At 31.9% G+C, this 24223-nt stretch carries 24 protein-coding genes; 16 read left to right on the forward strand and 8 right to left on the reverse strand.

From position 1 onward, the window contains the following. The first annotated feature begins 4 nt into the window (after positions 1–4). Both ACNG5D_RS03825 and ACNG5D_RS03830 read left to right on the forward strand, forming a co-directional pair. The gene (locus ACNG5D_RS03825; RefSeq protein ID WP_418182164.1) at positions 5–1051 is read left to right on the forward strand and encodes a cytochrome-c peroxidase; all 1047 of its coding nucleotides are present in this window, start codon (positions 5–7) and stop codon (positions 1049–1051) included. Further along, positions 1029–2024 (forward strand): transporter family protein, encoded by a 996-nt coding sequence (locus ACNG5D_RS03830; protein WP_418182165.1) that lies wholly within the window; start codon positions 1029–1031, stop codon positions 2022–2024. Before ACNG5D_RS03825 ends, ACNG5D_RS03830 begins: the two co-directional genes overlap by 23 nt. Before the next feature lie 17 nt (positions 2025–2041). Here ACNG5D_RS03830 and ACNG5D_RS03835 read toward each other — a convergent pair whose 3' ends face one another. Further along, entirely contained in the window at positions 2042–2977 is a 936-nt protein-coding gene (locus ACNG5D_RS03835; RefSeq protein WP_418182166.1) for a hydrogen peroxide-inducible genes activator, read from the reverse strand. Between the two features lie 107 nt (positions 2978–3084). Here ACNG5D_RS03835 and ACNG5D_RS03840 point away from each other — a divergent pair, with 107 nt between their 5' ends. Then, on the forward strand, positions 3085–3555 hold the full coding sequence (locus ACNG5D_RS03840; protein ID WP_418182490.1) for a Dps family protein: 471 nt from the start codon (positions 3085–3087) through the stop codon (positions 3553–3555). Positions 3556–3785: 230 nt separating this feature from the next. Then, a complete protein-coding gene (locus ACNG5D_RS03845) occupies positions 3786–4664 on the forward strand; it encodes an alpha/beta fold hydrolase (RefSeq protein ID WP_418182167.1) in 879 nt (292 codons plus the stop codon). 324 nt (positions 4665–4988) lie between these two features. Here ACNG5D_RS03845 and ACNG5D_RS03850 read toward each other — a convergent pair whose 3' ends face one another. From ACNG5D_RS03850 to ACNG5D_RS03870, 5 genes are read right to left on the reverse strand one after another with little or no spacing between them, the layout of a single operon-like run. Next, positions 4989–6320 (reverse strand): DUF58 domain-containing protein, encoded by a 1332-nt coding sequence (locus ACNG5D_RS03850; RefSeq protein WP_418182168.1) that lies wholly within the window; start codon positions 6318–6320, stop codon positions 4989–4991. Between the two features lie 26 nt (positions 6321–6346). Further along, positions 6347–7408, reverse strand: coding sequence for an AAA family ATPase (locus tag ACNG5D_RS03855; RefSeq protein WP_418182169.1), 1062 nt, complete (start codon positions 7406–7408; stop codon positions 6347–6349). A 2-nt stretch (positions 7409–7410) separates the two neighbouring features. Then, positions 7411–8616 carry a DUF4350 domain-containing protein gene (locus ACNG5D_RS03860; protein ID WP_418182170.1) on the reverse strand — a complete coding sequence of 402 codons (1206 nt, stop codon included), beginning with the start codon at positions 8614–8616 and terminating at the stop codon, positions 7411–7413. Beyond that, positions 8616–9341, reverse strand: a complete 726-nt coding sequence (locus ACNG5D_RS03865; RefSeq protein ID WP_418182171.1) for a hypothetical protein — start codon at positions 9339–9341, stop codon at positions 8616–8618. The genes ACNG5D_RS03860 and ACNG5D_RS03865 overlap by 1 nt, the downstream gene beginning before the upstream one ends. After that, positions 9338–10327 carry a stage II sporulation protein M gene (locus ACNG5D_RS03870; protein WP_418182172.1) on the reverse strand — a complete coding sequence of 330 codons (990 nt, stop codon included), beginning with the start codon at positions 10325–10327 and terminating at the stop codon, positions 9338–9340. Before ACNG5D_RS03870 ends, ACNG5D_RS03865 begins: the two co-directional genes overlap by 4 nt. Positions 10328–10351: 24 nt before the next feature. Between ACNG5D_RS03870 and ACNG5D_RS03875 the strand changes: the two genes are divergently transcribed. Together ACNG5D_RS03875 and ACNG5D_RS03880 are read left to right on the forward strand one after the other, a co-directional pair. After that, a complete protein-coding gene (locus tag ACNG5D_RS03875) occupies positions 10352–11071 on the forward strand; it encodes an RDD family protein (protein ID WP_418182173.1) in 720 nt (239 codons plus the stop codon). A gap of 176 nt (positions 11072–11247) precedes the next feature. Continuing rightward, the gene (locus ACNG5D_RS03880) at positions 11248–11859 is read left to right on the forward strand and encodes a trimeric intracellular cation channel family protein (protein WP_418182174.1); all 612 of its coding nucleotides are present in this window, start codon (positions 11248–11250) and stop codon (positions 11857–11859) included. Positions 11860–11872: 13 nt separating this feature from the next. Here ACNG5D_RS03880 and ACNG5D_RS03885 read toward each other — a convergent pair whose 3' ends face one another. Continuing rightward, entirely contained in the window at positions 11873–12577 is a 705-nt protein-coding gene (locus ACNG5D_RS03885) for a peptidylprolyl isomerase (protein ID WP_418182175.1), read from the reverse strand. Between the two features lie 5 nt (positions 12578–12582). Between ACNG5D_RS03885 and ACNG5D_RS03890 the strand changes: the two genes are divergently transcribed. The 10 genes from ACNG5D_RS03890 (at position 12583) to ACNG5D_RS03935 (ending at position 23238) form a co-directional block, all read left to right on the forward strand. Further along, positions 12583–13221 carry an NUDIX hydrolase gene (locus ACNG5D_RS03890; protein ID WP_418182176.1) on the forward strand — a complete coding sequence of 213 codons (639 nt, stop codon included), beginning with the start codon at positions 12583–12585 and terminating at the stop codon, positions 13219–13221. Positions 13222–13264: 43 nt separating this feature from the next. Next, complete coding sequence (locus ACNG5D_RS03895; RefSeq protein WP_418182177.1) at positions 13265–14062, forward strand: lysophospholipid acyltransferase family protein; 798 nt, start codon at positions 13265–13267, stop codon at positions 14060–14062. A 41-nt stretch (positions 14063–14103) separates the two neighbouring features. Further along, positions 14104–16245 (forward strand): DNA helicase RecQ, encoded by a 2142-nt coding sequence (gene recQ / locus ACNG5D_RS03900; protein ID WP_418182178.1) that lies wholly within the window; start codon positions 14104–14106, stop codon positions 16243–16245. A 90-nt stretch (positions 16246–16335) separates the two neighbouring features. Then, a complete protein-coding gene (locus tag ACNG5D_RS03905) occupies positions 16336–18627 on the forward strand; it encodes a type IA DNA topoisomerase (protein ID WP_418182179.1) in 2292 nt (763 codons plus the stop codon). Next, positions 18614–19204, forward strand: a complete 591-nt coding sequence (locus tag ACNG5D_RS03910; RefSeq protein ID WP_418182180.1) for a pseudouridine synthase — start codon at positions 18614–18616, stop codon at positions 19202–19204. Before ACNG5D_RS03905 ends, ACNG5D_RS03910 begins: the two co-directional genes overlap by 14 nt. Before the next feature lie 314 nt (positions 19205–19518). Beyond that, positions 19519–19851 (forward strand): helix-turn-helix domain-containing protein, encoded by a 333-nt coding sequence (locus ACNG5D_RS03915; protein ID WP_418182181.1) that lies wholly within the window; start codon positions 19519–19521, stop codon positions 19849–19851. Then, positions 19848–21050, forward strand: a complete 1203-nt coding sequence (locus ACNG5D_RS03920) for a DNA cytosine methyltransferase (RefSeq protein WP_418182182.1) — start codon at positions 19848–19850, stop codon at positions 21048–21050. Before ACNG5D_RS03915 ends, ACNG5D_RS03920 begins: the two co-directional genes overlap by 4 nt. Before the next feature lie 2 nt (positions 21051–21052). Continuing rightward, positions 21053–21826 carry a protein NO VEIN domain-containing protein gene (locus ACNG5D_RS03925; RefSeq protein ID WP_418182183.1) on the forward strand — a complete coding sequence of 258 codons (774 nt, stop codon included), beginning with the start codon at positions 21053–21055 and terminating at the stop codon, positions 21824–21826. A gap of 3 nt (positions 21827–21829) precedes the next feature. Continuing rightward, positions 21830–22123 (forward strand): hypothetical protein, encoded by a 294-nt coding sequence (locus ACNG5D_RS03930; protein WP_418182184.1) that lies wholly within the window; start codon positions 21830–21832, stop codon positions 22121–22123. 59 nt (positions 22124–22182) lie between these two features. Continuing rightward, on the forward strand, positions 22183–23238 hold the full coding sequence (locus ACNG5D_RS03935) for a hypothetical protein (protein WP_418182185.1): 1056 nt from the start codon (positions 22183–22185) through the stop codon (positions 23236–23238). Positions 23239–23578: 340 nt separating this feature from the next. On the opposite strand, the gene ACNG5D_RS03940 is transcribed toward ACNG5D_RS03935, so the two are convergent. Next, entirely contained in the window at positions 23579–24220 is a 642-nt protein-coding gene (locus tag ACNG5D_RS03940; protein WP_418182186.1) for a hypothetical protein, read from the reverse strand. Positions 24221–24223: the final 3 nt, after the last annotated feature.

A 24223-nucleotide genomic window follows, 5' to 3' on the forward strand; every position in this document is an offset into this window, starting at 1 on the left:
TCTTATGAAAAAAATAATTTTAATTATTGTAACACTTGGTGTTGTTGGATGCTCTAAATCATCAGATATTAATACGTATGTTCCAGTACCGTTAGAGGTTGAGTTACCATTAAACTTCCCAGAAATAGTCTATAATTTGGATAATAACCAAGTTACCGAAGCTGGTTTCGAACTTGGTAAAAAACTATTTTACGAAGGTAAATTATCGGCTAATAATGCCATACCATGTGCCTTTTGCCATGAGCAAGCCTTTGCTTTTACGCACCATGAACATACAGTAAGCCATGGTTTAAATGGTGGTATAGGTAGAAGAAATGCGCAGCCTATTCAAAATTTAGCTTATCAATCAGAATTTATGTGGGATGGCGCAGCTACTCATTTAGATTTGCAACCTATTATACCACTAACAAGCGATGTAGAAATGGGAGAAACTCTAAGTAATGTAATTGCAAAATTAAAGGCAGATAATTATTATAAAAGCCAATTTGAAAAAGCATTTGAAAACGGCGAGATAAATAGTGAAAATATGCTAAAAGCTTTATCACAATTTATGATTATGATGGTGTCGTCAAACTCAAAATACGATAAATATGTAAGGCAAGAGGATAATGTAACCTTTAATCAAACCGAATTGGATGGGCTAAAAACTTTTAAAAATAAATGCGCTACATGCCATGCAACCGATTTGTTTACAGACCAAAGTTATAGGAATACAGGATTGCCCGTTAACCCTAAAATAGATGATGTTGGACGTTTTGCCATTTTTGAAAACCCCAACGATTTATATAAGTTTAAAGTACCAAGCCTAAGAAATGTAGAAGTTTCTAAACCTTATATGCACGACGGAAGATTTTCTTCTTTAAATGCGGTATTAAACTTTTATAGCTCTGGTGTGGTAGAAAATGGTGGCGATGTTGATGCTGTTTTAAAAAGAGAAGATGGTAGCCTGGGTATAACACTAACAGAATATGAAAAAGAAAGCCTTATCGCTTTTCTGAAAACACTAACAGATAATGAATTTTTAACAGATGAAAGATTTTCAGAATTTTAAACAATACATATTAATATTTACGTTATTGCTATCTGTATTCACAGTACATGCACATAATATAGACCCGCCATGCGAAACACATGTTTATAAACCATTAAGTCCAGCCTGCGATTTGTGTGGCTGCTCTACAAGTAGCGGTAGTTTTGGTTTTGGTACTTTAAGTAATGCTAATTTTATTGGTTTGCGTTACATTTATCAAAATTTCGAGTCTAAAGACGGTATTTTTAATAATTCGCCAAAAAGTGAAGAGACTTTTAATAATTACCAGCTTTGGGCACAATTGCCAGTAAATAATTCTTTTTATGTAAGCTTAAATGTACCTTATCAAGATTTAAGCAGAAAACGTGTAAACCAAAACACCGAGAACTTAAATGGTATTGGAGACGCTAGTGTAATAGGCTGGTATAAGCTAAAATTTTATAAAAAAGAAAGCGACTCGTTAACATATAGTACCGAGCGCGAACCGTCAGGTCATTCCATTCAATTTGGTTTGGGTGTAAAATTACCAACGGGCAAGTTTGAAGAAGCCTTAGCCAATAATGTAAACCCTGGTTTTCAAGTAGGAACAGGAAGTTTTGATGGCATTTTTTCTTTAGGTTATAATTATGGTACCAATAAGTTTGGAGTAAATACACTAGTAACTTACTATGTAAAGGGCGAAAATAAAAATGAGTATCAGTTTGGAAATCAGTTTAGTTATGCTACAAACTTTTTTACTATGTTTCCTAAACAAACTTATAATATCATGCCTTTTGTTGGGGTTTCTGGCGATATTTATAACAAAATAAAGCAATACGGAGAAACCTTAAAAGATACCCATGGCAATATTGTAAATGCAACCATAGGGTCTGAGCTGGCTACAGAAAAATTTATTTTTGGAGCACATTATACTTTACCCATTTCTCAAAATTTATTTGGTGGTAATGTAGAATCTAAAAACAGGTTTTCTTTGTATGTTAACTTTGCCTTATAATGGCATTAATAAGCCTTTTACTTTTTTGGTAAAGGGCTTATTATTTTAACATTTTGAAAAGCAATAGCGCCTCTAATAATACCAGAAATAACATCTTGTAGGGCTTCTATAATTTGCATTTTCAATTCGCTTTTATGGTAAATTATACTAACTTCTCGTGCAGGTGCAGGCTCGTTAAAATAATGTAAATGTTCTTTTTCTTTAATATCTAGGGTGTGTAAATAAGGTAGAAGCGTCATGCCTAAGCCTTCATCAGAAAGTTTAACTAAAGTTTCTATACTACCACTTTCTAGTTGAAATTTATCATCGGCATGGTTTTTAAATGCTTTACATAAATTAATAACGCCATCTCTAAAGCAATGTCCATCTTCTAGTAATAGCATGTCGGCTACATCTAAATCTGAAACTTCAATTTTTTTGTTGGTATGTAAGCGATGTCCTTTAGGAATGTAGCTTACAAAAGGCTCGAAATATAGTACGCGCTCTTTAATGTTTTCGTCTTCTAAAGGTGTTGCGGCTATTGCAGCATCTAAATGCCCATCTTTTATTCTGGTTATTATTTCTTCGGTAGTAAGCTCTTCTATTTTAAGTTTAACTTTTGGATGTTTTTTTATAAAACTTTTTAAAAACATAGGAAGTAAAGTTGGCATTACCGTAGGTATAATACCAAGTTTAAATTCGCCACCAATAAACCCTTTTTGTTGGTCTACAATATCTTGTATACGGTACGATTCGTTTACTATATTTCTAGCTTGGGTAACAATTTTTTTCCCTACTTCGGTAAGTTCTATTGGTTTTTTACTGCGGTCGAAAATTTGAACATCGAGTTGGTCTTCAAGTTTTTGAATTTGCATACTTAATGTTGGTTGCGTTACAAAACATTTTTCTGCAGCTTTGGTAAAGTTTTGGTTTTCGGCAACTGCCAAAACATAATATAATTGGGTAATAGTCATTGTTATCAATTTAGGCTATAAAAATATAAAAACTATCAATAAAATTTATAGAATTAAGCGTTAATTATAAAATAAATTTGTGGTACCAAATAAATATATAGATTATGATAACACTAAATAGTATTGGTTTAGATACCAACAAAACAAAAGATGTAGCAGCCGATTTAAATAATTTGTTAGCAAATTTTCAAATATATTACCAGAATTTACGCGGCATACATTGGAATATTAAAGGAAAACGTTTTTTCGATTTGCATGTTAAGTTTGAAGAGCTTTATACCGATGCTAACATAAAAGTAGATGAAATTGCAGAGCGTATATTAACTTTAGGAGAAACACCATTGCATACATTTAACGATTATTCTGCTAAAGCACAGGTACCAGTTGGCAAAAATGTATCTGAAGATGAGAAAGCAGTTAAATTAATTGTAGATTCTCTTACCGAATTATTAAAAATTGAAAGAGAAATTTTAGATAAATCTGGTGATGCTAATGATGAAGGTACAAATGCTTTAATGAGCGATTTTATTACCGAGCAAGAAAAAACGGTTTGGATGATGAAAGCTTGGTTAAGTTAAACCGTCTAAATTAAAGAATTAAGGTTAGTTTTTACGATTTACTACTGATTACTAGCTAATTAAAGCAATCATGAAAATGGTTGCTTTTTTTATGCTGTGTTGTAACGAACTGTTTAAACCAAATTAATTTTAGTTGATTTTGTAAAAAAAATCAGCTAAATTAGTTTGCTGTAGGATATGAAACATTAAAATAATTTTGTGGCTATAAGCTATTAATTAAAATTAACAATATGAAAAAAGCAAGTAGATTATTAAGCATCCTTATTTATTTTTTAGTTTTCAATATTGGAAATGCGCAAGGCCGACCTGAAACTAAGTTTGATACTCCTTATGGTAATAACCAAGAGATAGGAACTTATGTAACTATTAATGGAGCAAAAATATACTATGAAGAATACGGGAAAGGTAAACCTCTTTTACTAATACATGGTAATAGTGGCGATATAGCATCTATGGGTAATCAGATTGAATATTTCAAGAAAAAATATCGTGTGATTGTAGCAGATGGTAGGGGACATGGTAAATCGGAGTTGAAAACAGATTCTTTAACTTATACCCAAATGGCAAAAGATTGGGAGGGACTTATAAACCATTTAAAATTAGATTCTATAAATGTAATAGGATGGAGTGATGGTGGAATTATTGGCTTAATGATGGGAATTTCTTCAAAACATAATTTCAATAAAATGGTTACAATGGGCGCAAATTTAAGACCAGATACTACTGCTGTTAATTCTTGGGCAATTACTGAAGTTTCAAAAATGATGGATTTTATTGAATATAAAATTCAAGTTAAGGACACAGCTAAACCTTGGAAACTGGGGAAACAAGTTGTTGGGTTATTGTTAAATCAACCGAATATTGAAACATCTGAATTATCGAAAATAAAAGCCAAAGTATTAATTATGGCTGGCGATAAGGATGTTATTAAAAATGAACATTCGGTTGAAATATTTGAAAATATTCCTAACGCTCACCTTTGCATTATGCCTGGGGAAACTCATTTTACACCTAGAGAGAATCCAGATTTATTCAATAAAATAGCTGACAATTTTTTGTCTAAACCTTTTATTAGACCAGATTCTAATTTTACTAAAGGAAAAAACTAACTGTAATTAAGAAAAATAAGTTATAAAAAGTATAGCAGAATTTAATATTATTTAAATGAAACACAGGTAAGGGTGTTTTATTGTTACGGTTTTAACACATAGTTTAATGTTGTTAAATTTTTGTTTTTATAACTAGCTTTATGAAAAATAGATAAGCGAACCTCTAAAAAAGGAAAGCCAACTTTAAATTAAATACATAGGTTAGCAAATAAACTTGCGTTAGGGATTGAACGGCGTGTTTGAGCTCCCCGACGTAGGAGGGAGCGAGTAGTGAAAGCCCGACCCTTGTGGTAACGCCATAATTAAAAAGTGTTTTTTATTGTTTTAAAGTAACCCTCGGGCTTTTATTTCTAGGTATTTGTTTATGGTATTTATGGTTAGTTGTTCGGGGGTTGTAAGAATTGAGTGAATACCGTATTTTTTTAATTCGTTTACTATAAGGCGTTTTTCGAATGCAAATTTTTCGGCTATTACTTTGTTGTATACTTGTTCTGTTGTTTGGGCTTTATTATGTATAAGCGTATTTAATTCTGTGTTTTTAAAGAATATAACAACCAGCATGTGGTTTTTTGCAATGGCTTTTAAGTAGGGGAGTTGGCGCTCTAAACCGTCTAGAGTTTCAAAATTGGTATACATTAAAATTAAGCTTCGGTGCGTTATATGTTTTTTTATATTGGTGTATAATCTGCTAAAATCGCTTTCAAAAAAATCTGTTTTAATATTGTAAAGCGCTTCTAGAATTAATTGCATTTGCGTGCTTCGTCGTTCTGCAATTACAACATTTTCTATGCGTTTTGAAAAAGACAACATGCCTGCTTTATCGTGCTTTTTTAAAACCACATTACTTATAACAAGTGAAGCATTAATGGCATAATCTAAAAGGCTTAAGCCATTAAAAGGCATTTTCATAATCCTGCCTTTATCGATAATGGAATATACGGGTTGCGATTTTTCGTCTTGAAATTGATTTACCATTAATTGGTTTTTCTTAGCTGTAGCTTTCCAATTTATGGTTCGTAAATCGTCTCCTAAAACATAATCTTTTATCTGCTCGAACTCCATGGTATGTCCTAAACGGCGTACTTTTTTTAGGCCGTATTCTAATGCATTTTTATTAATGTTTAGTAATTCGAATTTTTTAAGTTGCTTAAAACTTGGGTAAGTTGGTACCATATTGCCACTTTGAAAAGTGAATCTTTTAGCAACTATGTTTAAAACCGAAGATGCGTAAACATTTAAACTACCAAAATAATATTCGCCACGCTCGGTTGGTTTTAAATTGTATTGAATGGTTTTTTGTTTTCTGGTAAAAATTTTGTCTTTTATTTTAAAATCGCGTACTTGAAATTGTTCTGGTATTTCATCTATAACTTCAAGGTAAATAGTAAATGGATAATTGTTATTAATATGGATTGATACTTGATTTTTATCGCCATTAGAAAACTTATCGGGTAAAACCCGCGAAGCTTCAATTTTATTTTTTCCAATGAAAACAATTAGAAAATCTAATATAAAAAGCAGTATTAAAACTAAAATAGAGAGCTGGGCAATATTAAAAAGTATAGGAATAAAATAACTTAACGCAAATAATACAACAATGCCAATGCCTGCATAAAAAAAAAGGGGTTGTATGTAGAAGGGTTTAAAGCGTTTCAAATTTTGTTAAAGTTAAAGCTGAATATTTACCTAGGTATCTCAACAGTTTCAATAATTTGTTTTATAATTTGTTTACTTGAAACACCTTCCATTTCACGCTCTGGCGTTACAATTACTCTATGATGCAACACAGGAATTGCTGCACGCTTAATATCTTCTGGTGTTACAAAATCGCGACCACTCATGGCAGCAAATGCTTTACTCGATTTTAATATGGCTATGGATGCTCTTGGTGATGCGCCTAAATATAAAAATTGATTACTTCTGGTGGCCACAATAAGTTGTGCTATGTATTTTAGTAAATGCTCTTCTACCAAAACTTGCGATACTAAATTTTGGTATTCAGTAATTTGTTTTGCTGTTAAGAACGATGTGATTTTATCGGTTTTTACTTTGTCTTTCAGCTCGTGTTCTCTAGATAGAATTTCTATTTCTTCTTCTAGATTTGGGTAGTCGACATCTATTTTAAAAAGGAATCGGTCTAATTGAGCTTCTGGTAATCTGTATGTTCCTTCTTGTTCTACAGGGTTTTGGGTTGCTAAAACCATAAAAGGTGAATTTAGAAAAAACTTGTTGCCATCAATAGTAATTTGTTGTTCTTCCATAACTTCAAATAAGGCTGCTTGGGTTTTAGCTGGTGCTCTATTAATCTCGTCAATAAGAATCATGTTAGAGAAAATAGGGCCTTTTTTAAACTCAAATTCCGAATCTTTAAGGTTAAAAACCGATGTTCCTAAAATGTCGCTTGGCATTAAATCTGGGGTGAATTGAATTCTGCTAAAACCAACACTTAACGATTTTGCTAAAAGTTTGGCTGTTACTGTTTTTGCAACACCAGGAACACCTTCTATTAGCGAATGTCCTTTGGCTAAAAGCGAAGCAATTAGCATATCTACCATGTCTTTTTGTCCTACAATTACTTTACCAATTTCTTGTTTTATTTTATTAACACTTTCTTGAAGTTCAGATAAATCTAAGCGGTTTTTAAACTTTAAATCATCACCATTAGTTAACGCGCTATCATCAATTGATGATACTACGCTTTCTTGTTTTGGTAAAAAATCTTCGTGGGTTTTGTCTTCGTTCATAATTATTTTGAATAAAATGCTTCTATATATGTGTTAAGTTTAATGAGGTTTTCTTCAGTAAACTCCTTTTTTTGTCTCATTAAATTAATGTAATTCACAACTGGTTTTACATTGTCTTTTTTCTTGCCGGTTTTTGTGGCTAGCTTTTCTATAAAATTGTCGTCTAACACATTGGTGTTTAAATTTAAATCGCGACGTATTTTTTCTAAAAAGTACGTTATTTTTTTGTCAATGAGGTTTTTATGGTCTTTAGTATCAAAGTAGAGGTTCGATACGGTTTTAACAAAGGCTATTGTAGTGTTTTGTAAAGGTTTAATAATTGGTATTATGCGTTGGCGACGTTTGGCATTAAATATCATAAATAAAATACCAAAAACTATAGCGGTATACCATGCCCATTTAAAGGGTAATTGTTCTAGAAACCAACTTAGGTTCGATTCTTTTTCAACATTGCCATTATAACCTGTTTGTATTTTTGTATAAGAATCGAAATATACATCGTTATTTGGTAGATACGATAATGCACCTTCAATATATTTATATCGGTTGTCTTTTAAAATGTGGTAATTGGTAAAGGCTTTGGGTTCTAGATGAAGATAAATATTACCATGACCAAACGGAACTTTTAAAAAATTAATATGTTTATAGTCAATTTTAGAGTGCCCTAAAACGGTGTGTTTTAAAGTATCGAAATCAGAGAAATACTGGTCGCTCGTATTTTTATCAAGTTTTATGTTTTTAATATTAAGATGCTTTAATGATAAATATGAAATACTATCTTTTTCGTTTTTAATATAATCTACACTAATATTTAATGTGTCATGAATTTTTTGTGGAAAGTAATAATCTGAAATAAATAGTGTATTTCCAGCATCAACAAAACTTAATAATTCATCAATAGAATCGTCTTCTAAATAATCGGAATTTCCAATAATAATGTAACTACCCTTAGCAATATGCTCGCCAAAGCCATCTTTAGAGTTTGCATTTAAATAACTAGCAGGTTGGTGGTAAACGGTTCTTACCTTATAATTTTTAAATAGTTTAGGCAGTTCTTTGTAAAGCACGCTTACTCCGTAAGGTTTATTACTTTTTTCGTTAAAAGACTCTTCCCAGTCTATGGTTTTGGTGTGTTTAGTGCCAATAACAACAGCGGTTGTAATTACTAGAGCAACAAGAATTATAAGTACAGGGAAAATTTTCTTCATTATTTAACCTGTTTTAAAAAGCTAGAAAAATTATGTTTAGCCTTGTTGTACTTGTCGGTATTTAAAGGAAACTCGCCATACCAAATGTAATTGTATAGATAAGACGTATAGGCAAAATCTTTACTAAAGGGCTTGTTGCTTACCTCGTTTAAGTATTCATTATTGGTTTTATCATCTTCAAATTTTATATGTTTTTTTAAGCTTAGTGTTTTTAAAACAAGAAGGTAATAATACCTAATAGCAAGCCTATAATCATTATTGTTTTCGGCTTTTGTTATTAGGATATAAATATCTGTGTTTTCAATATTATTGGCTGTTATCTCGTGGTAATTGGCAATAGGTTTACTTTTATTGCGTGTAAATAAGTTAGAGCCTCCTTCGTTAATTAAAATGTAAACTAAAAAAACTACAGCTAAACCAATGGCTAAGTAAAATAACCATTTGTAGGGGCCAAAATTAATATTTAAATAGTCTTTGTTGTTTTGTTCTTTACTATAAACTTCGCCTTTTTTATAATCTTCATAATTACCAGAACCTTTAGGAGTGTTTGATGTTATTTTTTTACCCTCATAGTTAAACGTACTACTGTTATAGCGTTCTTTAAAATCATCGTCAAAAGCTCTGTTATATTTAGGGTTTTGTATTGTGCTTGTACCAAAAGATACCCGTACACAACAAAGTGTTAAGAATAAAAAAAAGAATATATGTAAACGATTTATTTTCAAATATACGACGGACTTAAAATAGAGGTTTTACTAATTTTTTTCAGGATTTTATGCGGGTAAATTAAATAATAATAGCTAATAATACTTAGCGTTATTAAAATAATACCAACCGATAGCCAATGCGGCATAACATTAGAATAGCGAGTAATAAAACCTTCTAAAAAGCCAGCAGCAAAAGTAAAAGGGAATGTGCTAATTAAAATTTTAATACCAGTTTTAGCCCCTATTTTAAACGATGTGTATCTAGAATGTGTTGCAGGAAACAAAATGCTAGCGCCTAAAATTAAACCGGCAGCACACTCAATAACAATAGCAAAAATTTCCATAGCGCCATGAATCCAGATACCGCGAACACTTTCCCATAACACCCCTTTTTCGTAAAAGAAATATTGAAAAGAACCTAGCATAATACAGTTTTTAAACATAATATAAAGTGTGCCAATACCCAGAAAAACACCTAAAACAAAAGCAATAATACCAACCTTTAAATTATTAATAGTTATGCCAATAAAGCTACCCCAATTACTCCCGCTTTTGTATACAGCAACAGGATTACCAGCTTCTATGTTTTCTAAAGACATGTTTACGTAGTTATCACCCAAAACCGAGCGTACAAATTCCCCATCGTTAGCTGCCGAGATAGCCCCAATAAATGTAAAAGCAGAAAAAATGATAAAAGCTATATAAATAAATTTTCGGTATTGGTAACAAATTAAAGGCACTTCGGTTTTCCAAAAAGAAATTATTCTATTGGTATCCGTACTTTTTGTTTTATATATTTTTTGGTAAGCATTAGCAGATAACTGGTTTAAATAAGCAATAACCTTACTTTTAGGGTAATAAGTTTGCGCATAAGCCAAGTCGTTTATAACATGTATATATTGCGAGGCAAGTTCATCAGGATTGTTAAAATCATTATTAACAATAGCTTTTTCAAAACTCAACCATTTTTCCTTATTTTGCTTAATAAATGCAACTTCCCTCATATATTTGATAAAATAAATTATAAAATGTCAGAGTTACAAATTAACACGACTCAAAATGTGAAAATAACATTTAAAGCCGCAGGCGCAGGCGAACGGTTGTTAGCATTTTTTATAGACACAGCCATAAAAATAGGCTACATGTTAGTTTTAAATCAGGCATTTGGCGCGTTCGATAACATGGATCAATGGTCGCAAATAGCCATAAACACCATGTTAAGTTTTCCAGTTATGTTTTACTCTTTAGTTTTAGAGTCGGTATTACAAGGGCAAACCTTAGGCAAGCGTATTTTAAAAATACGAGTAGTAAAAATAGATGGCTATCAAGCCTCGTTTTCAGACTATGTAGTGCGCTGGTTTTTCAGAATAGTCGATGTTTATATTCTCGGGCTAGGCTTTTTCATTATGTTATTTAATAAAAAATCGCAACGTTTGGGCGATATGGCAGCAGGAACCGCTGTAATAGGATTAAAAAACAAAGTAAACATAAGCCACACGATTCTAGAAAATTTAAAAGAAAACTACAAGCCCACCTATCCAAACGTTATAAAACTATCAGACAACGATGCCAGAATAATAAAAGAAACATTTAGTGTAGCAAAAACAACAAAAGACTACCAAACATTAATTAAATTGCGCCAAAAAATAATAGAAGTTGTAGGTATAAAACACGTAAAACAAAATAGCGATATAGCGTTTATAGATGTTATATTAAAAGACTATAATTTTTACACCCAAAATATGTAAGTTACACCCATTAATATGATATTTTAAAATTAAATTTTAGGGCGTTACCACAAGGGTCGGGCTTTCGGCAGTCGCTTTTTTGTGTTGCATAGGTGCAACAACACAAAAAGAGCTTCAACAAATGCCTCAATCCCTAACGCAAAGCACAAGAAAATTAACAGAATAACAAAACCATTATGTTTTATATCATAGATATTTTAGGAACCGTTGCATTTGCCATTTCGGGGGTATTAATAGCAATTAGTAAAAAAATGGATCCATTCGGAATTCTCATTATAGCCTTTGTAACCTCGGTTGGCGGAGGCACTTTACGCGATTTACTTATAGGAAATACACCTGTAGGTTGGATGAAAGATATCACATACGCATACGTAATATTAGGTTCGGCAATAGCAGCAATAATTTTTAAAAGTAAAATTAATTATTTAAGAACTTCGCTCTTTTTGTTCGATACCATAGGAATTGGCCTATATACATTAATAGGTATTGAAAAAGGGCTACAAGCAAACTTGCACCCCTTAATTTGTATAGCTTTAGGAACCATGACCGCTAGTTTTGGCGGAGTAATACGCGATATACTATGCAACGAAATTCCAGTTATTTTTAGAAAAGAAATTTACGCAACAGCCTGTATTTTAGGAGGTGTTACTTATTTTGTTTTGCGCGAATTTCCAATACAAAACGATTATGTTTTTATAATCGCAGGCATTGTTGTTATTCTAGTTAGGTTGCTAGCCGTAAAGTTTAAAATAGCATTGCCAACAATATATACAGAAAGTAAAACGTAGTTTATTAAATTAGTTAATCAATAATTTCAACATTTCTAATAAAAATATTTTTGTCTGGCCAGTCGCCATCATCCGTTTCAACAGCAGCAATTTTATCAACCACACTCATACCACGAATAACATGCCCAAAAATAGTGTAATCGCCATCTAAATAATGAGCACCACCTTTTTGGCAAACAATAAAAAACTCATAAGGCGAAGCCAGTTTGTGTGGATTTCTAATTTCGCTACTAGGCATAGAAATAACACCACGGTCGTGTTTGTAACCTCGTTTAGTATCGGGAGGTAGTAAATATTTTCCAATATACGATCGCTTTCTAGCCGTTTTAACATCATCACTATTTCCGGCTTGAATCATAAAATTATCAATCACCCTATAAAACTGCGTATCGTTAAAATACCCTTGTTTAGTAAGCCATATAAAATTCGATCTATGAAACTTAGTATCCTTATAAAGTAAAATATCAATCTCGCCAAAATCGGTTGTTATACGTACCTTATTCTCTTTGTGGTGTTTGTCGTACTCTAGAAAAAACTCCATAGCGCTTTTAGAGTTTAACTTCGGGAATTCGCGTTTAGGTTCTTCATTGGTAACCACCTTAACCTCCTTTTTAATAGGTTTTTCAACTTCTATTTTAGACGTATTTTTCTTTTTAGTTTGTTTATCTTCACAATTTAGAAGTAACACAAAAAAACAGAAAAATAATACGGCACGCATAGACTATGGAATTTGAAAAGTTTTTAAAATCAGTTTCAAAAATAAAAAATATACCACTACCAGCCGAAACATCGCACTTTAAAATGGTGCCACCATTTCGTCAAGAGCTATTAAAAAAGCAAGGCAATGCAATTAAACAAGCCAAGCAAGCAGGCGTTTTGGCATTATTTTATCCGAACAAAAATAATCAAACCACATTTATTTTAATATTAAGAAATACTTATAAAGGAGTACATTCTGCGCAAGTAGCTTTTCCAGGAGGTAAGTTAGAAACGCAAGACGCCTCATTACAAGACACCGCATTAAGAGAAACTTTTGAAGAGGTTGGAGTACCTATCGATACGGTACAAATTGTACAAAAAATATCGCAAGTTTATATCCCGCCAAGTAATTTTTACGTGCAACCTTTTATAGGAATTACTCCTAATACACCAAAATTTATTAAACAAGATAAAGAGGTAGAGGCGCTAATAGAGGTAGATTTAGAGCACTTTTTAGACCATAAATCGTTAATGTCAAAAAAAGTAAAAACATCTTATAGTGTTGAGGTAGAGGTGCCTGCGTTTAAATTAAACAATTATGTAGTTTGGGGGGCAACCGCCATGATGTTAAGCGAAATTAAAGACTTGCTAAAACAACTCTAGTTTTACTACATTTGTAACCTAACCAATTTTGACGCGTGATTTTATGGGATTGTTTAAAAAAAATCCATTTGGGCATATACTATTTTTAAAAAAATGGTTAATTAGAATTTTAGGGGTTATGACGCATAGGCGTTTTCGAGGGTTTAACGAATTGCAAATAGAAGGCTCAGAAATTATTAAAGATTTACCAGATAAAAATGTATTATTTATATCAAACCATCAAACCTATTTTGCCGATGTGGTATCTATGTTTCACGTATTTAACGCTAGTTTAAGTGGTCGAACAGATTCTATAAAAAATGTAGGTTACCTCTGGAATCCTAAATTAAACATTTATTATGTGGCAGCAAAAGAAACCATGAAAGCTGGTTTATTGCCTAAAATTTTAGCTTACGTAGGATCGGTAAGTATAGAACGCACATGGCGCTCTGAAGGTAAAGATGTAAAACGCCAAGTAAGAATGAGCGACATATCTAATATAGGCAAAGCTTTAGATGATGGTTGGGTAATTACCTTCCCGCAAGGAACAACAACACCATTTAAACCCATTAGAAAAGGCACAGCACATATTATTAAACGTTACAAACCCATTGTTGTTCCTATAGTTATAGACGGATTTAGGCGCTCTTTTGATAAAAAAGGATTAAGAATAAAAAAGAAAAATATACTTCAAACCTTCGAAATTAAAGCACCTTTAGAAATTGATTACGAAAACGAATCTACAGACGAGATTGTAAAAAAAATAGAATATGCCATAGAGCAACATCCTTCGTTTTTAAAAGTAATTTCACAAAAAGAGTTAGCTGCTCAAGAAGCGTTAAACAAAGAAAGAGAATGGTAAAAAAATAATTTATTTCTCATTTTCAATTTAATGTTTCTTTCATGTCAATTACAAAAACAAATAAATTACTATTTGAAAACTTAAAGACATATTTTGGTTACGATAGCTTTAGGTCTAACCAGCAAAGTATAGTCGAGACCGTTTTAAATAAAAAAGACTGTTTAGTAGTTATGCCAACAGGAGGCGGAAAATCTATATGTTTTCAGCTTCCGGCATTAATGTTTAAGGGTGTAACTATTGTTATTTCGCCATTAATTGCCTTAATGAAAGATCAAGTAGATGGCCTAAATGCTAATGGTATTTCGGCATCTTATTTTAATAGTAGCCAAACCCCAGAGCAGCAATCTATAATTATAGATCGTGTAGTAAAAGCCAACTTAAAATTACTTTATGTAGCTCCAGAAAGTTTATCAGGTATTCAAAATATATTAACAGAAACTTATGTTAGTTGTGTGGCTATAGACGAGGCACATTGTATATCTTCTTGGGGGCACGATTTTCGGCCATCCTATCAGCAATTAGGCTTTTTAAAAGCCACGTTGCCTAATACACCAATAATTGCGCTTACAGCTACAGCAGATAAAGCAACTAGAAACGATATTAAAAATCAACTTCGTATTGAAGATTCAGAGCAATTTATTTCATCTTTCGATAGGCAAAATATAGCTCTAGAAGTAAGACCAGCAAACAATAGAATTTCTCAAATAGTTAAATTTATAAAACAAAGACCCAACCAGTCTGGAATTATTTATTGTTTAAGTCGAAAAACAACCGAGAAATTGGCCGAAAAATTAAAAGCAAATAACATTCCAGCAAAAGCCTATCATGCAGGTTTAAATTTCGATAAACGTACTAAGGTTCAAGAGTCTTTTGTTTTCGATAAAACACAAATAGTTTGTGCAACTGTGGCTTTTGGAATGGGAATAGATAAGTCTAACGTGCGCTGGGTAATTCATTATAATATGCCTAAAAATATTGAAGGCTATTATCAAGAAATAGGCCGTGGAGGACGCGATGGGTTAAAAGCACATGCGCTACTATTTCATAGTTACGCCGATGTTATTCAATTGCGAAATTTTATAAACGGAACATCTAACGAAGAATTTCAAATTGCGAAATTAGACCGAATGAAGCAATTTGCAGAAGCAACCACCTGTAGGCGTAAAATACTTTTAAGCTATTTTGGCGAATTGTTAGCTAATAATTGTGGTAATTGCGATGTTTGTAACAATCCGCCTCAGTTTTTTGATGGAACTATTATTGCACAAAAAATCCTTTCTGCAATTTATCGATTAAAAGAAAAGGAAGCAATGGGAATGGTTATAGATGTGCTTAGAGGATCTCAAAATGCTACCGTTTTAGAAAAAAACTATCAAAACATTCTCACCTTTGGTGTAGGAAAAGAAATTTCTTGGAAACATTGGCAACATTTTATTATTCAGTTAATAAATCAAGGTTATTGCGAAATAGCATTTCATAAGCATAACGTCTTGCAGTTAACCGAATTCTCAAACCACGTGTTGTTTAACGGTGCAAAAGTAGCTTTAACAAAACCTGTTAATGTTCCAGATATAAAAACTGCAGCTAAAGAGAAAACAACAAAAATAAAAGAGGATAAAGTTAAGGCAAGAAAGCGTTTAACAGCCGATAGCTTGTTTGAACGTTTAAGGTTGTTACGCTATAAAATTTCTCAAGAAGAAAACATACCAGCGTATTTAGTGTTTAGTGATGCAACATTAAAAGAGATAGAGCGAGAACGTCCATTAAGCGAACCAGATTTTTTAAGTATAAGCGGTGTGGGGCAACGTAAATTAGAAGTGTATGGAGATGAGTTTATAGCAGAAATTAAACGCTTTATGGACGATAAATTACAGAAGCCTAAAAAGAAAAACACCACTCTAGTAACTTACCAGTTGTATAAACAAGGTAAATCTATAGAAGAAATATCTATGGCGCGTAAATTAGCAATAACAACCATATACTCGCATATAGCCAAATTATATAGTTCAGGAAAAGACATTAATATTTTCGATTTTATATCTAAAAGCGATGTACAGGCTGTTAAAAAAGCCAAAGCAAAACTAGATTCGCCAAAAGCATTGCGCCCTTATTTTGAGTATTTCAATGAAGATATGGACTATTTTAAAATACGATTAGCACTTAGTGTCGTTGAAAAAGATTAAGTCCCATTTTTTAGTTAATAACTCTTAATAATTCTCTTTTAAAATCGGCATCAAAAGTTATATTTTGCATCTCTATTTTAAGTTACATAAATGAAAGTTTGTATTGCCGAAAAACCAAGTGTTGCCCGCGAAATTGCTACTGTATTAGGAGCAAATACGAAGCGCGAGGGATATTTTGAAGGCAACGGGTATGCCGTAACTTACACGTTTGGGCATTTATGTACACTTAAGGAGCCTGTAGATTATAAGCCCTATTGGAAAAGCTGGGATTTAAATAATTTACCCATGCTACCAGAAAAGTTTGAGGTTAAAGTAGCATCAAACTCAGGAATAAAAAAACAATTTAATATAGTAAAAAGTTTATTTGATAAAGCCGATGTTGTTATAAACTGTGGCGATGCAGGGCAAGAAGGAGAACTTATACAGCGTTGGGTAATTAATGAAGCAAATTATAAAGGCAAAGTGCAGCGCCTCTGGATTTCTTCACTTACTACCGAGGCTATTAAAGAAGGATTTCAGAATTTAAAACCAGCATCAGATTACGATAATTTATATTATGCCGGATTTTCTAGATCTATAGGCGATTGGTTATTAGGTATAAATGCAACAAGGTTATATACCGTAAAACATGGTGGCTACAAGCAAGTGTTGTCGGTTGGGCGCGTACAAACCCCAACTTTAGCCATGGTTGTAAATAGGTTTAAAGACATAGAAAACTTTAAACCGCAACCTTATTGGGAATTGCAAACGCTATATAGAGAAACACTTTTTAGTTATGAAGATGGGCGTTTTCTTAAAAAGGAAGATGGCGAAGCTTTAGCGAGCAAAGTAAAAGAAAGCGATTTCGAAATTAAATCGATTACTAAAAAGAAAGGAAAAGAATACGCACCTAAATTATTCGATTTAACAGGCTTACAGGTGTATTGTAATACAAAATTTGGGTTTTCGGCAGACGAAACTTTAAAAATTGTACAAACCTTATACGAACGTAAAGTAGTTACTTACCCAAGAGTAGATACCACATTTTTACCTAACGATGTATACCCAAAAGTGCAGGGAATTCTCCAGAAATTAACAAATTATGCCGTACTAACACAGCCACTTTTAGGAAAAAAAATAAAAAAGTCTACACGCGTTTTTAACGATAAAAAAGTAACCGACCACCATGCCATAATACCAACCGGCATGCAAACCAATTTGCAATATAACCAGCAACAGGTTTATAATATTATTGTAAAACGATTTATAGCGGTGTTTTATGACGAGTGTATCGTATCGAATACCACAGTATTAGGGCACGCAGCAAAAGTTGTTTTTAAAACAACAGGAAAAGAAATTCTTGAAAAAGGATGGCGCGTTGTTTTTGAAAACCCCGAGAAAAAAGAAAAAGAATCGGGTATTTTACCAACTTTTGAAAAAGGAGAAAAAGGTCCGCACGAGCCTTCGTTTTTAGAAAAAGAAACCAAGCCACCAAACCAGTATACAGAAGCATCGTTATTGCGTGCCATGGAAACTGCCGGAAAACAGGTTGACGATGAAGAGTTACGAGATTTAATGAAGGAAAACGGTATTGGCAGACCATCTACACGAGCCAATATTATTGAAACACTTTTTAGAAGAAAGTATATAAAGCGAAATAAAAAACAAGTATTGCCTACAGTAACAGGAATACAATTGATTGATACCATTCAAAACGACTTATTAAAATCGGCAGAGTTAACAGGCTCGTGGGAAAAGCAATTAAAAGATATTGAAAAAGGCGAGTTTAGTGCTGGTGCTTTTATTAAAAACATGAAGCGTATGGTTGATGCTTTAGTGTACGAAGTACGAAGCGAAACCAAACGCGCCAATATATCGCATGCAGCTACAGTAAAAAAACGAGCAGCAAAAGTAGAAGCCAAAAAAAATGCTGGCATTACTGCAGAAACCTGCCCTAAGTGCAAACAAGGGCAAATTATAAAAGGAAAAACAGCGTATGGTTGCAGCCAATATAAATTGGGTTGTAATTTTGTTATGCCGTTTAGTTTTGCTGGTAAAAAAATATCAGAAAAGCAATTTATACGATTGCTTAAAAAAGGCTCTACAGTTAATTTAAAAGGGTTTAAAACCAATGCAGGTACAGTTGAAGGTTTGTTAAGATTTGATGAAAATTTTAAACTGAAATTAGAACCTAAGCAAAAGGTTGTAAAAACTAACCCCGATGAGTTAATTTGCCCTAAATGTAAAAAAGGAACTGTTATAAAAGGAAAAACAGCTTATGGGTGTACAGCTTATAAGTCGGGTTGCAATTTTAAAGTTACTTTTAATGAAGTTAGAACAAAAATGAACGGGCAAACGCCTACAAAAGAATTGGTTTATAGTATTTTAAATGGAAGCCTGTAAAACCAAACATAAGCATTTTAAAATATTTAAACCTTATGGGTATTTAAGTCAGTTTGCCAGTAACGACTCCAAGCAACAATCTAAAAAGTTTCTTGGCCGTTTGTATAATTTTCCAGAAGGTATTATGGCTATTGGTAGGTTAGACGAAGCATCAGAAGGGTTATTGTTACTTACTACAAATGGAAAAACGAGTGCGCTAATAAATAGCCAAAAAGTTGAAAAAGAATATTATGCGCAAGTAGATGGTAGTATTACCGAAAACGCTATAAAACAACTGCAAGACGGTGTTGGTATTACGGTTGATGGTTTAGCGTACAATACAAAACCTTGCAAGGCTTTTAGATTAAATACTATTCCAGATTTACCAAAACGTGCTAAAAAAATACGAGACGATAGGCATGGCCCAACCAGTTGGTTGTCTATTACTTTAACAGAAGGTAAGTTTAGGCAAGTAAGAAAAATGACTGCCGCTATTGGTTTTCCTACCTTACGGTTGGTGCGTGTTAGAGTAGGAGATTTTACAATTAATAACATGCAAGCTGGCGATGTTGTTGAGGTTTTTAAACTTGAAGTTTAAAACGGTATATTCTTAAATTCCAATTCTAGCCGATTAGTTTTTTGCCATTAAGGGCAAACGTAATTTAGAAAAGTATTTAATTTTGTAAAAAAAACAAACTAATTTCGTTTATCTCTATATGTAAGAAATTGAAATGATTTTATGTTTGTAAATCTTTTGTACACAAGCATCTTAAATGCCAACAGAGCAGCTAAGCACATTTCATTTTGCTTGTGCTTCAGAAAACAAAAAAGCTTGCCTTTTCCCATCGCTGATTGAAAATAAAAACTAAAAGTTGATATAAAAATCGCAATTTATTTTTACATTTGCTAAAAATGGGTCAAATGACAAGTTTCGGAAATTATATCAAGACAGAAAGGGAAAAACGAGAATGGACTCAAACCGAACTCGGAACAAAAATAGGAATCAATACAAGTGCGATTTGTAGAATTGAAAATGGAAGTCAAAAATTCAGCAAATCGAAATTGAACAAACTCGCTGAATTATTCCAAACTGATTTACAAATAGTTACTGACTTATATTTTGCTGACAAATTTGTCAAAGAAGCATTAAAGTATAAATGCTCTGAATCAATTTTTTCAGTAGCAGAAGATACCGCTAACTACTACAGAAACGTCAATGTAAAACAAGGAAAATTAGAATTATGAAAAAACCATTAACATACATCAGCCTTTTTAGTAGTGCTGGAGTTGGATGCTATGGCTTCAAACTTAATGGTTTTGAATGTATTGCTACTAACGAGCTGCTTACTAAAAGACTTAAAATACAATCTTTCAACAATAAATGTAAATACGATAGTGGATACATTGATGGAGATATTACCAAACAAGAAGTTAAACAAAAACTTCTTAATGAATTAAAGTATTGGCAAGAGAAACATAAAATTAAAACACCAGATGTTTTAATAGCAACACCACCTTGTCAAGGTATGTCTGTTGCTAATCACAAAAAAAATGACGAAATATCAAGAAATTCTTTAGTTGTTGAATCAATAAAATTAACAAATAAGATTCTACCAAAGTATTTCGTTTTTGAGAATGTTCGAGCATTTTTAAATACTACATGTACAGACATTGATGGAGTTATAAAACCAATAAAAGAAGCAATTAAATATAATCTTGGAGGCAATTATAATATTTTATACAAAATTGTAAATTTCAAAGAATATGGTTCTAATTCAAGTAGAACAAGAACATTAGTTATTGGAGTAAGAAAAGATATTCCAAACATAACACCCTATGATATATTTCCGAAAAAGCAAAAATCAAAAACTTTACGACAGCTAATTGGAGATTTACCATCATTAACAGAAATGGGAGAAATTTCAAATGACATTTTTCATTCTTATCGAGAATTTGACCAAAGAATGCTTCCTTGGATTGAAAATTTAGAAGAGGGTCAATCAGCATTTGAAAATTCCGAGCCTGAAAGAATTCCTCACAGAATTATTAACGGAGAAGTTGTTTATAATAAGAGTAAAAATGGAGATAAATATGCTCGTTGGTATTGGGATAAAGAAGGTCCTTGTGTTCATACAAGAAATGACATTTTAGCAAGTCAAAATACGGTTCATCCATCAGATAATAGAGTTTTTTCAATAAGGGAATTAATGAGAATGTTATCTATTCCAGAGTCTTTTGAATGGTCGCATTTTAAGATTGGTAAACTTAATGAGTTTGCAGAATTAGAGAAAAAAGCTTTTTTAAAAAAGGAAGAACTTAATATAAGACATTGTTTTTGTTTGGGCGTTTCCCTAACGGGTCGGGCTTTCCGTTCCAATCTTTTGCTCGTTCCTCACAATAGGATTTCCTCTACAATCCTTAACGCATACAGACAAGTAGCTTAAATATGGAAGAAGAGGAATTAAACAAAGAAGATAGACAATCAGAAATAATGAATCTAATCGGTTACGGATTAGCGAAATTTGATTTGGCTTTCACAAATGAGTTTGGATTTAATACAAAAACATCCTTTAACAAATATATTGTTCAATTAGGTTTAGCTAAAACTGAAAAAGCTGTATCTAATCGTCAAGATAGTTTTGACCCTTATTTTGATAATGGCAGAAAAGGATGGTGGCAAAGAAATCAACGAGAGCATATAAAACTTTTTATTGATAGTTTATTTGGTACTGAAGATGCCAAATCATTTGCAAATATTGTTAAATTGTTTATTAAGAATACAGATAAGAAATTGATTTTGCCTACTCAAGAAGTGCAACCAATTGTTAAATCTAAATTCAAGCAACTTCAAGAAACAGGAAATGAAGCTGAATTCTTTTTTATGAGCAATTATAAGTCAATCTCGACTTTTGAAAATGGATTGTTAGAAGATGCTAGACTATGGGGAGATGGTTACGATTTTCAAATTCAGTTAACTGAAAAATTTGTTTTAGCCGAAGTTAAAGGTGTTAGAAATAAAAATGGAGCAATTAGAATCACTCAAAATGAGTTTGATAAAGCAGAAGAATACAAAGATGATTATTACCTTATCGTAGTGAGTAATCTTTCAAAAACACCAAAATTGAATGTAATTGATAATCCACTAAAAAACTTAAAATTCAATCGTAAAGAATTGAGTTCGGTTCAAATAAACTATCATACTAAACATTTAAATTGGTAAATTATGAAAGGCAAAACTATGTACGGTGTTGAGCATTGTTACTATAACAATGGTCGTTCAACATATGAAATTTTTGAGAGCAAAAAACAAGCTGAAAATTTTTGTAATAATGCTTCAAATTGGAAAGAGGATAATTTTCCTCTCTTTGTTTTTAAAGCAAATTTTAATCAAGATTTGATTTTCAAAGAAGAAAATGGGAGTTGGAATTATGATGATTTTGGTAATACAATTCTTGGCAATTATAAAGTCATTCAAATGATAAATAAAGAAATTTACGAAGAACTATATCGTTCTTAAAAAAAATCTTTATTCAATAGAAAGTTACGCCAGATGTTATATCTGTTGTTTCTGAATGTGTGTTAGAGTTTTTAGGAGATGATACAGAAAAAGAATTTACAAAGAATGATATTTGGCATTCAGATTATGCAAGTGAAATAATCCCAAGTACTTTTAACAAACCAGCTTTAAATGAGCCTAAAGCTAAAAAAGAATATAATAAATTCTTTAATCAACCTTTGAGAGCTTTAGCTTACGGAAAAGTATTAGAGTTAGAAAAAAGAGGAACAACAAATTATTTTAAAGTTCTAAGAATAGATATTCTAAATTTCATAGCTTCGAGAGAAAGAAATGCAATCATCTATTTAAATAAATATTTGCAAAAGATTATTGCAGATAGTAGTTTAACACCTGCATTTGATGACTTCTTTGAAAAACAAAATAAGAATTCATTAAACAATTTAAGACATACATTACATACGTTTTTGATTGACAATACGGGTATAAATCGACCTGATGAACCACCAAGAATTTATAATAAAATAATCAACATTCTAGCTTTTAACAAAAAAGTAAAAGGAACAATAAAAGGTTCTATTTCAAAAATAATATTGCCTATTGAGGAAATTAGATATAACCGTGTTAATTGGAGAGATGTAGGAAAAGATAAATCGATAACTAGACAAGAGTTTTCAAAATTACTAGAAAAAGAAAGTGACTTAACTGGGTTCTACAAGTATAGTGTACAGAAAGCAAAAAAATTTGTTAGAAAACTACATCAATTTAGTGAAATACATAGGTTTGAACAATATCCTGGTTTACAAGCTCACCATATTTTTATGGAGAGTGAGTTTCCACAGATTGCAGATTCACCTGAAAACATAATTGTTTTAACACCAAATCAACATTTTTATCGAGCGCATCCAAACAATAAAACATCTGTAATTGATAAAAAATATCAGACAATTTGTTTAATATCGAAATTAGACTCGATTGAGATTAATAATCGTGCTGGTCAAATTGATTATTCGCTTGAAGAATTTGTGAACGTACTGAACGTTGGATTTGAGACTGATTATTTTAATATTGGAATGGATTATGAAGAGATTAAACATCAAATTATGAATCACATATAAATCAAGGTTCATGCGAATTAAATAATATATAACGTAAAACCAAGCTGAAAAGTAAAAAGCACTATACATAACAATGTGTATGAAAAATAGCGATTTTTGGTACTTAAACGAAAATAAATAAACATAAAAAAGGTTTGTATTTGCTAAATTAGTTATTGAAACCCACAACTATTCATACACAAAACACAGCAAGTAAATCTTCAAAAAAAAGAATGAGATAGTTTAAAAAGGAAATCTAGCAAGTAAACCCGCGTTAGGGATTGCAGCGGCATCCTTTTTTGCCATTAAAAGCAAAAAAGATATAGCGTAAAGCCCGACCCTTGTGGTAACGCCCAAATATTTAAACTTCTAATTTTTTAAGTTCTTTATAATTTCTGTTTAGTCGTTTTAATAGAATACCATAAATTAACCAATAGAAAAGCAGAAGTACACCAATGGCTAACGCTAAAATTAAAATGGTTACCATAATTATTACGGCGTAAAATTTAAATACCTCGCCGTTGGCAGATGCTGTTGCCAATTCGCTTGTAAAATTTGGGTTGTGGTTAAAAGCATAAAATGCACCTATGCAAGCGCCAATAACTAATGATGCTAGGTTGAAAGCTACATAATATTTAACAGTACGGCGTGTTTTTATAATGCTTTCCATTAGGGTTTTAGAGTTGTCTGTAACAGAAATACGCTTGTAGTTTTTATAAAATAAAACAAAAAAATACATTAAAACGCTATATGTAATAATTGTAATTGGTATTAGTATATGGTCTATATCTAACTCGTCCATTTTACCAGAATATGCGCTTCCTTTTAATAGAAAGGATAAACCAATCCAAAAGGCAAACTCTAGAAGGCTTATAATGAATATCCACTTTACAATGGATGACGATTTTTTTAAAATCATCTTATAAATTTCGTCGTAAGACAGTTTAGGGTACTTGCTTTCGCCTTTATTCCAGTCTTTTTTTAATAAATCTAATTCATCCATAAT

The sequence above is a fragment of the Algibacter ulvanivorans genome (genome assembly GCF_048381495.1).
Lineage (GTDB): Bacteria > Bacteroidota > Bacteroidia > Flavobacteriales > Flavobacteriaceae > Algibacter_B > Algibacter_B ulvanivorans.

Excerpts from the sequence above, each read along its gene's own strand:
- ACNG5D_RS03825 (WP_418182164.1), top strand. The coding sequence starts at position 5 with ATGAAAAAAATAATTTTAATTATTGTAACACTTGGTGTTGTTGGATGC.
- ACNG5D_RS03830 (WP_418182165.1), top strand. The coding sequence starts at position 1,029 with ATGAAAGATTTTCAGAATTTTAAACAATACATATTAATATTTACGTTA.
- ACNG5D_RS03835 (WP_418182166.1), bottom strand. The coding sequence starts at position 2,977 with ATGACTATTACCCAATTATATTATGTTTTGGCAGTTGCCGAAAACCAA.
- ACNG5D_RS03845 (WP_418182167.1), top strand. The coding sequence starts at position 3,786 with ATGAAAAAAGCAAGTAGATTATTAAGCATCCTTATTTATTTTTTAGTT.
- ACNG5D_RS03855 (WP_418182169.1), bottom strand. The coding sequence starts at position 7,408 with ATGAACGAAGACAAAACCCACGAAGATTTTTTACCAAAACAAGAAAGC.
- ACNG5D_RS03860 (WP_418182170.1), bottom strand. The coding sequence starts at position 8,616 with ATGAAGAAAATTTTCCCTGTACTTATAATTCTTGTTGCTCTAGTAATT.
- ACNG5D_RS03870 (WP_418182172.1), bottom strand. The coding sequence starts at position 10,327 with ATGAGGGAAGTTGCATTTATTAAGCAAAATAAGGAAAAATGGTTGAGT.
- ACNG5D_RS03875 (WP_418182173.1), top strand. The coding sequence starts at position 10,352 with ATGTCAGAGTTACAAATTAACACGACTCAAAATGTGAAAATAACATTT.
- ACNG5D_RS03880 (WP_418182174.1), top strand. The coding sequence starts at position 11,248 with ATGTTTTATATCATAGATATTTTAGGAACCGTTGCATTTGCCATTTCG.
- ACNG5D_RS03885 (WP_418182175.1), bottom strand. The coding sequence starts at position 12,577 with ATGCGTGCCGTATTATTTTTCTGTTTTTTTGTGTTACTTCTAAATTGT.
- ACNG5D_RS03890 (WP_418182176.1), top strand. The coding sequence starts at position 12,583 with ATGGAATTTGAAAAGTTTTTAAAATCAGTTTCAAAAATAAAAAATATA.
- ACNG5D_RS03895 (WP_418182177.1), top strand. The coding sequence starts at position 13,265 with ATGGGATTGTTTAAAAAAAATCCATTTGGGCATATACTATTTTTAAAA.
- recQ (WP_418182178.1), top strand. The coding sequence starts at position 14,104 with ATGTCAATTACAAAAACAAATAAATTACTATTTGAAAACTTAAAGACA.
- ACNG5D_RS03905 (WP_418182179.1), top strand. The coding sequence starts at position 16,336 with ATGAAAGTTTGTATTGCCGAAAAACCAAGTGTTGCCCGCGAAATTGCT.
- ACNG5D_RS03910 (WP_418182180.1), top strand. The coding sequence starts at position 18,614 with ATGGAAGCCTGTAAAACCAAACATAAGCATTTTAAAATATTTAAACCT.
- ACNG5D_RS03915 (WP_418182181.1), top strand. The coding sequence starts at position 19,519 with ATGGGTCAAATGACAAGTTTCGGAAATTATATCAAGACAGAAAGGGAA.
- ACNG5D_RS03920 (WP_418182182.1), top strand. The coding sequence starts at position 19,848 with ATGAAAAAACCATTAACATACATCAGCCTTTTTAGTAGTGCTGGAGTT.
- ACNG5D_RS03925 (WP_418182183.1), top strand. The coding sequence starts at position 21,053 with ATGGAAGAAGAGGAATTAAACAAAGAAGATAGACAATCAGAAATAATG.
- ACNG5D_RS03930 (WP_418182184.1), top strand. The coding sequence starts at position 21,830 with ATGAAAGGCAAAACTATGTACGGTGTTGAGCATTGTTACTATAACAAT.
- ACNG5D_RS03940 (WP_418182186.1), bottom strand. The coding sequence starts at position 24,220 with ATGGATGAATTAGATTTATTAAAAAAAGACTGGAATAAAGGCGAAAGC.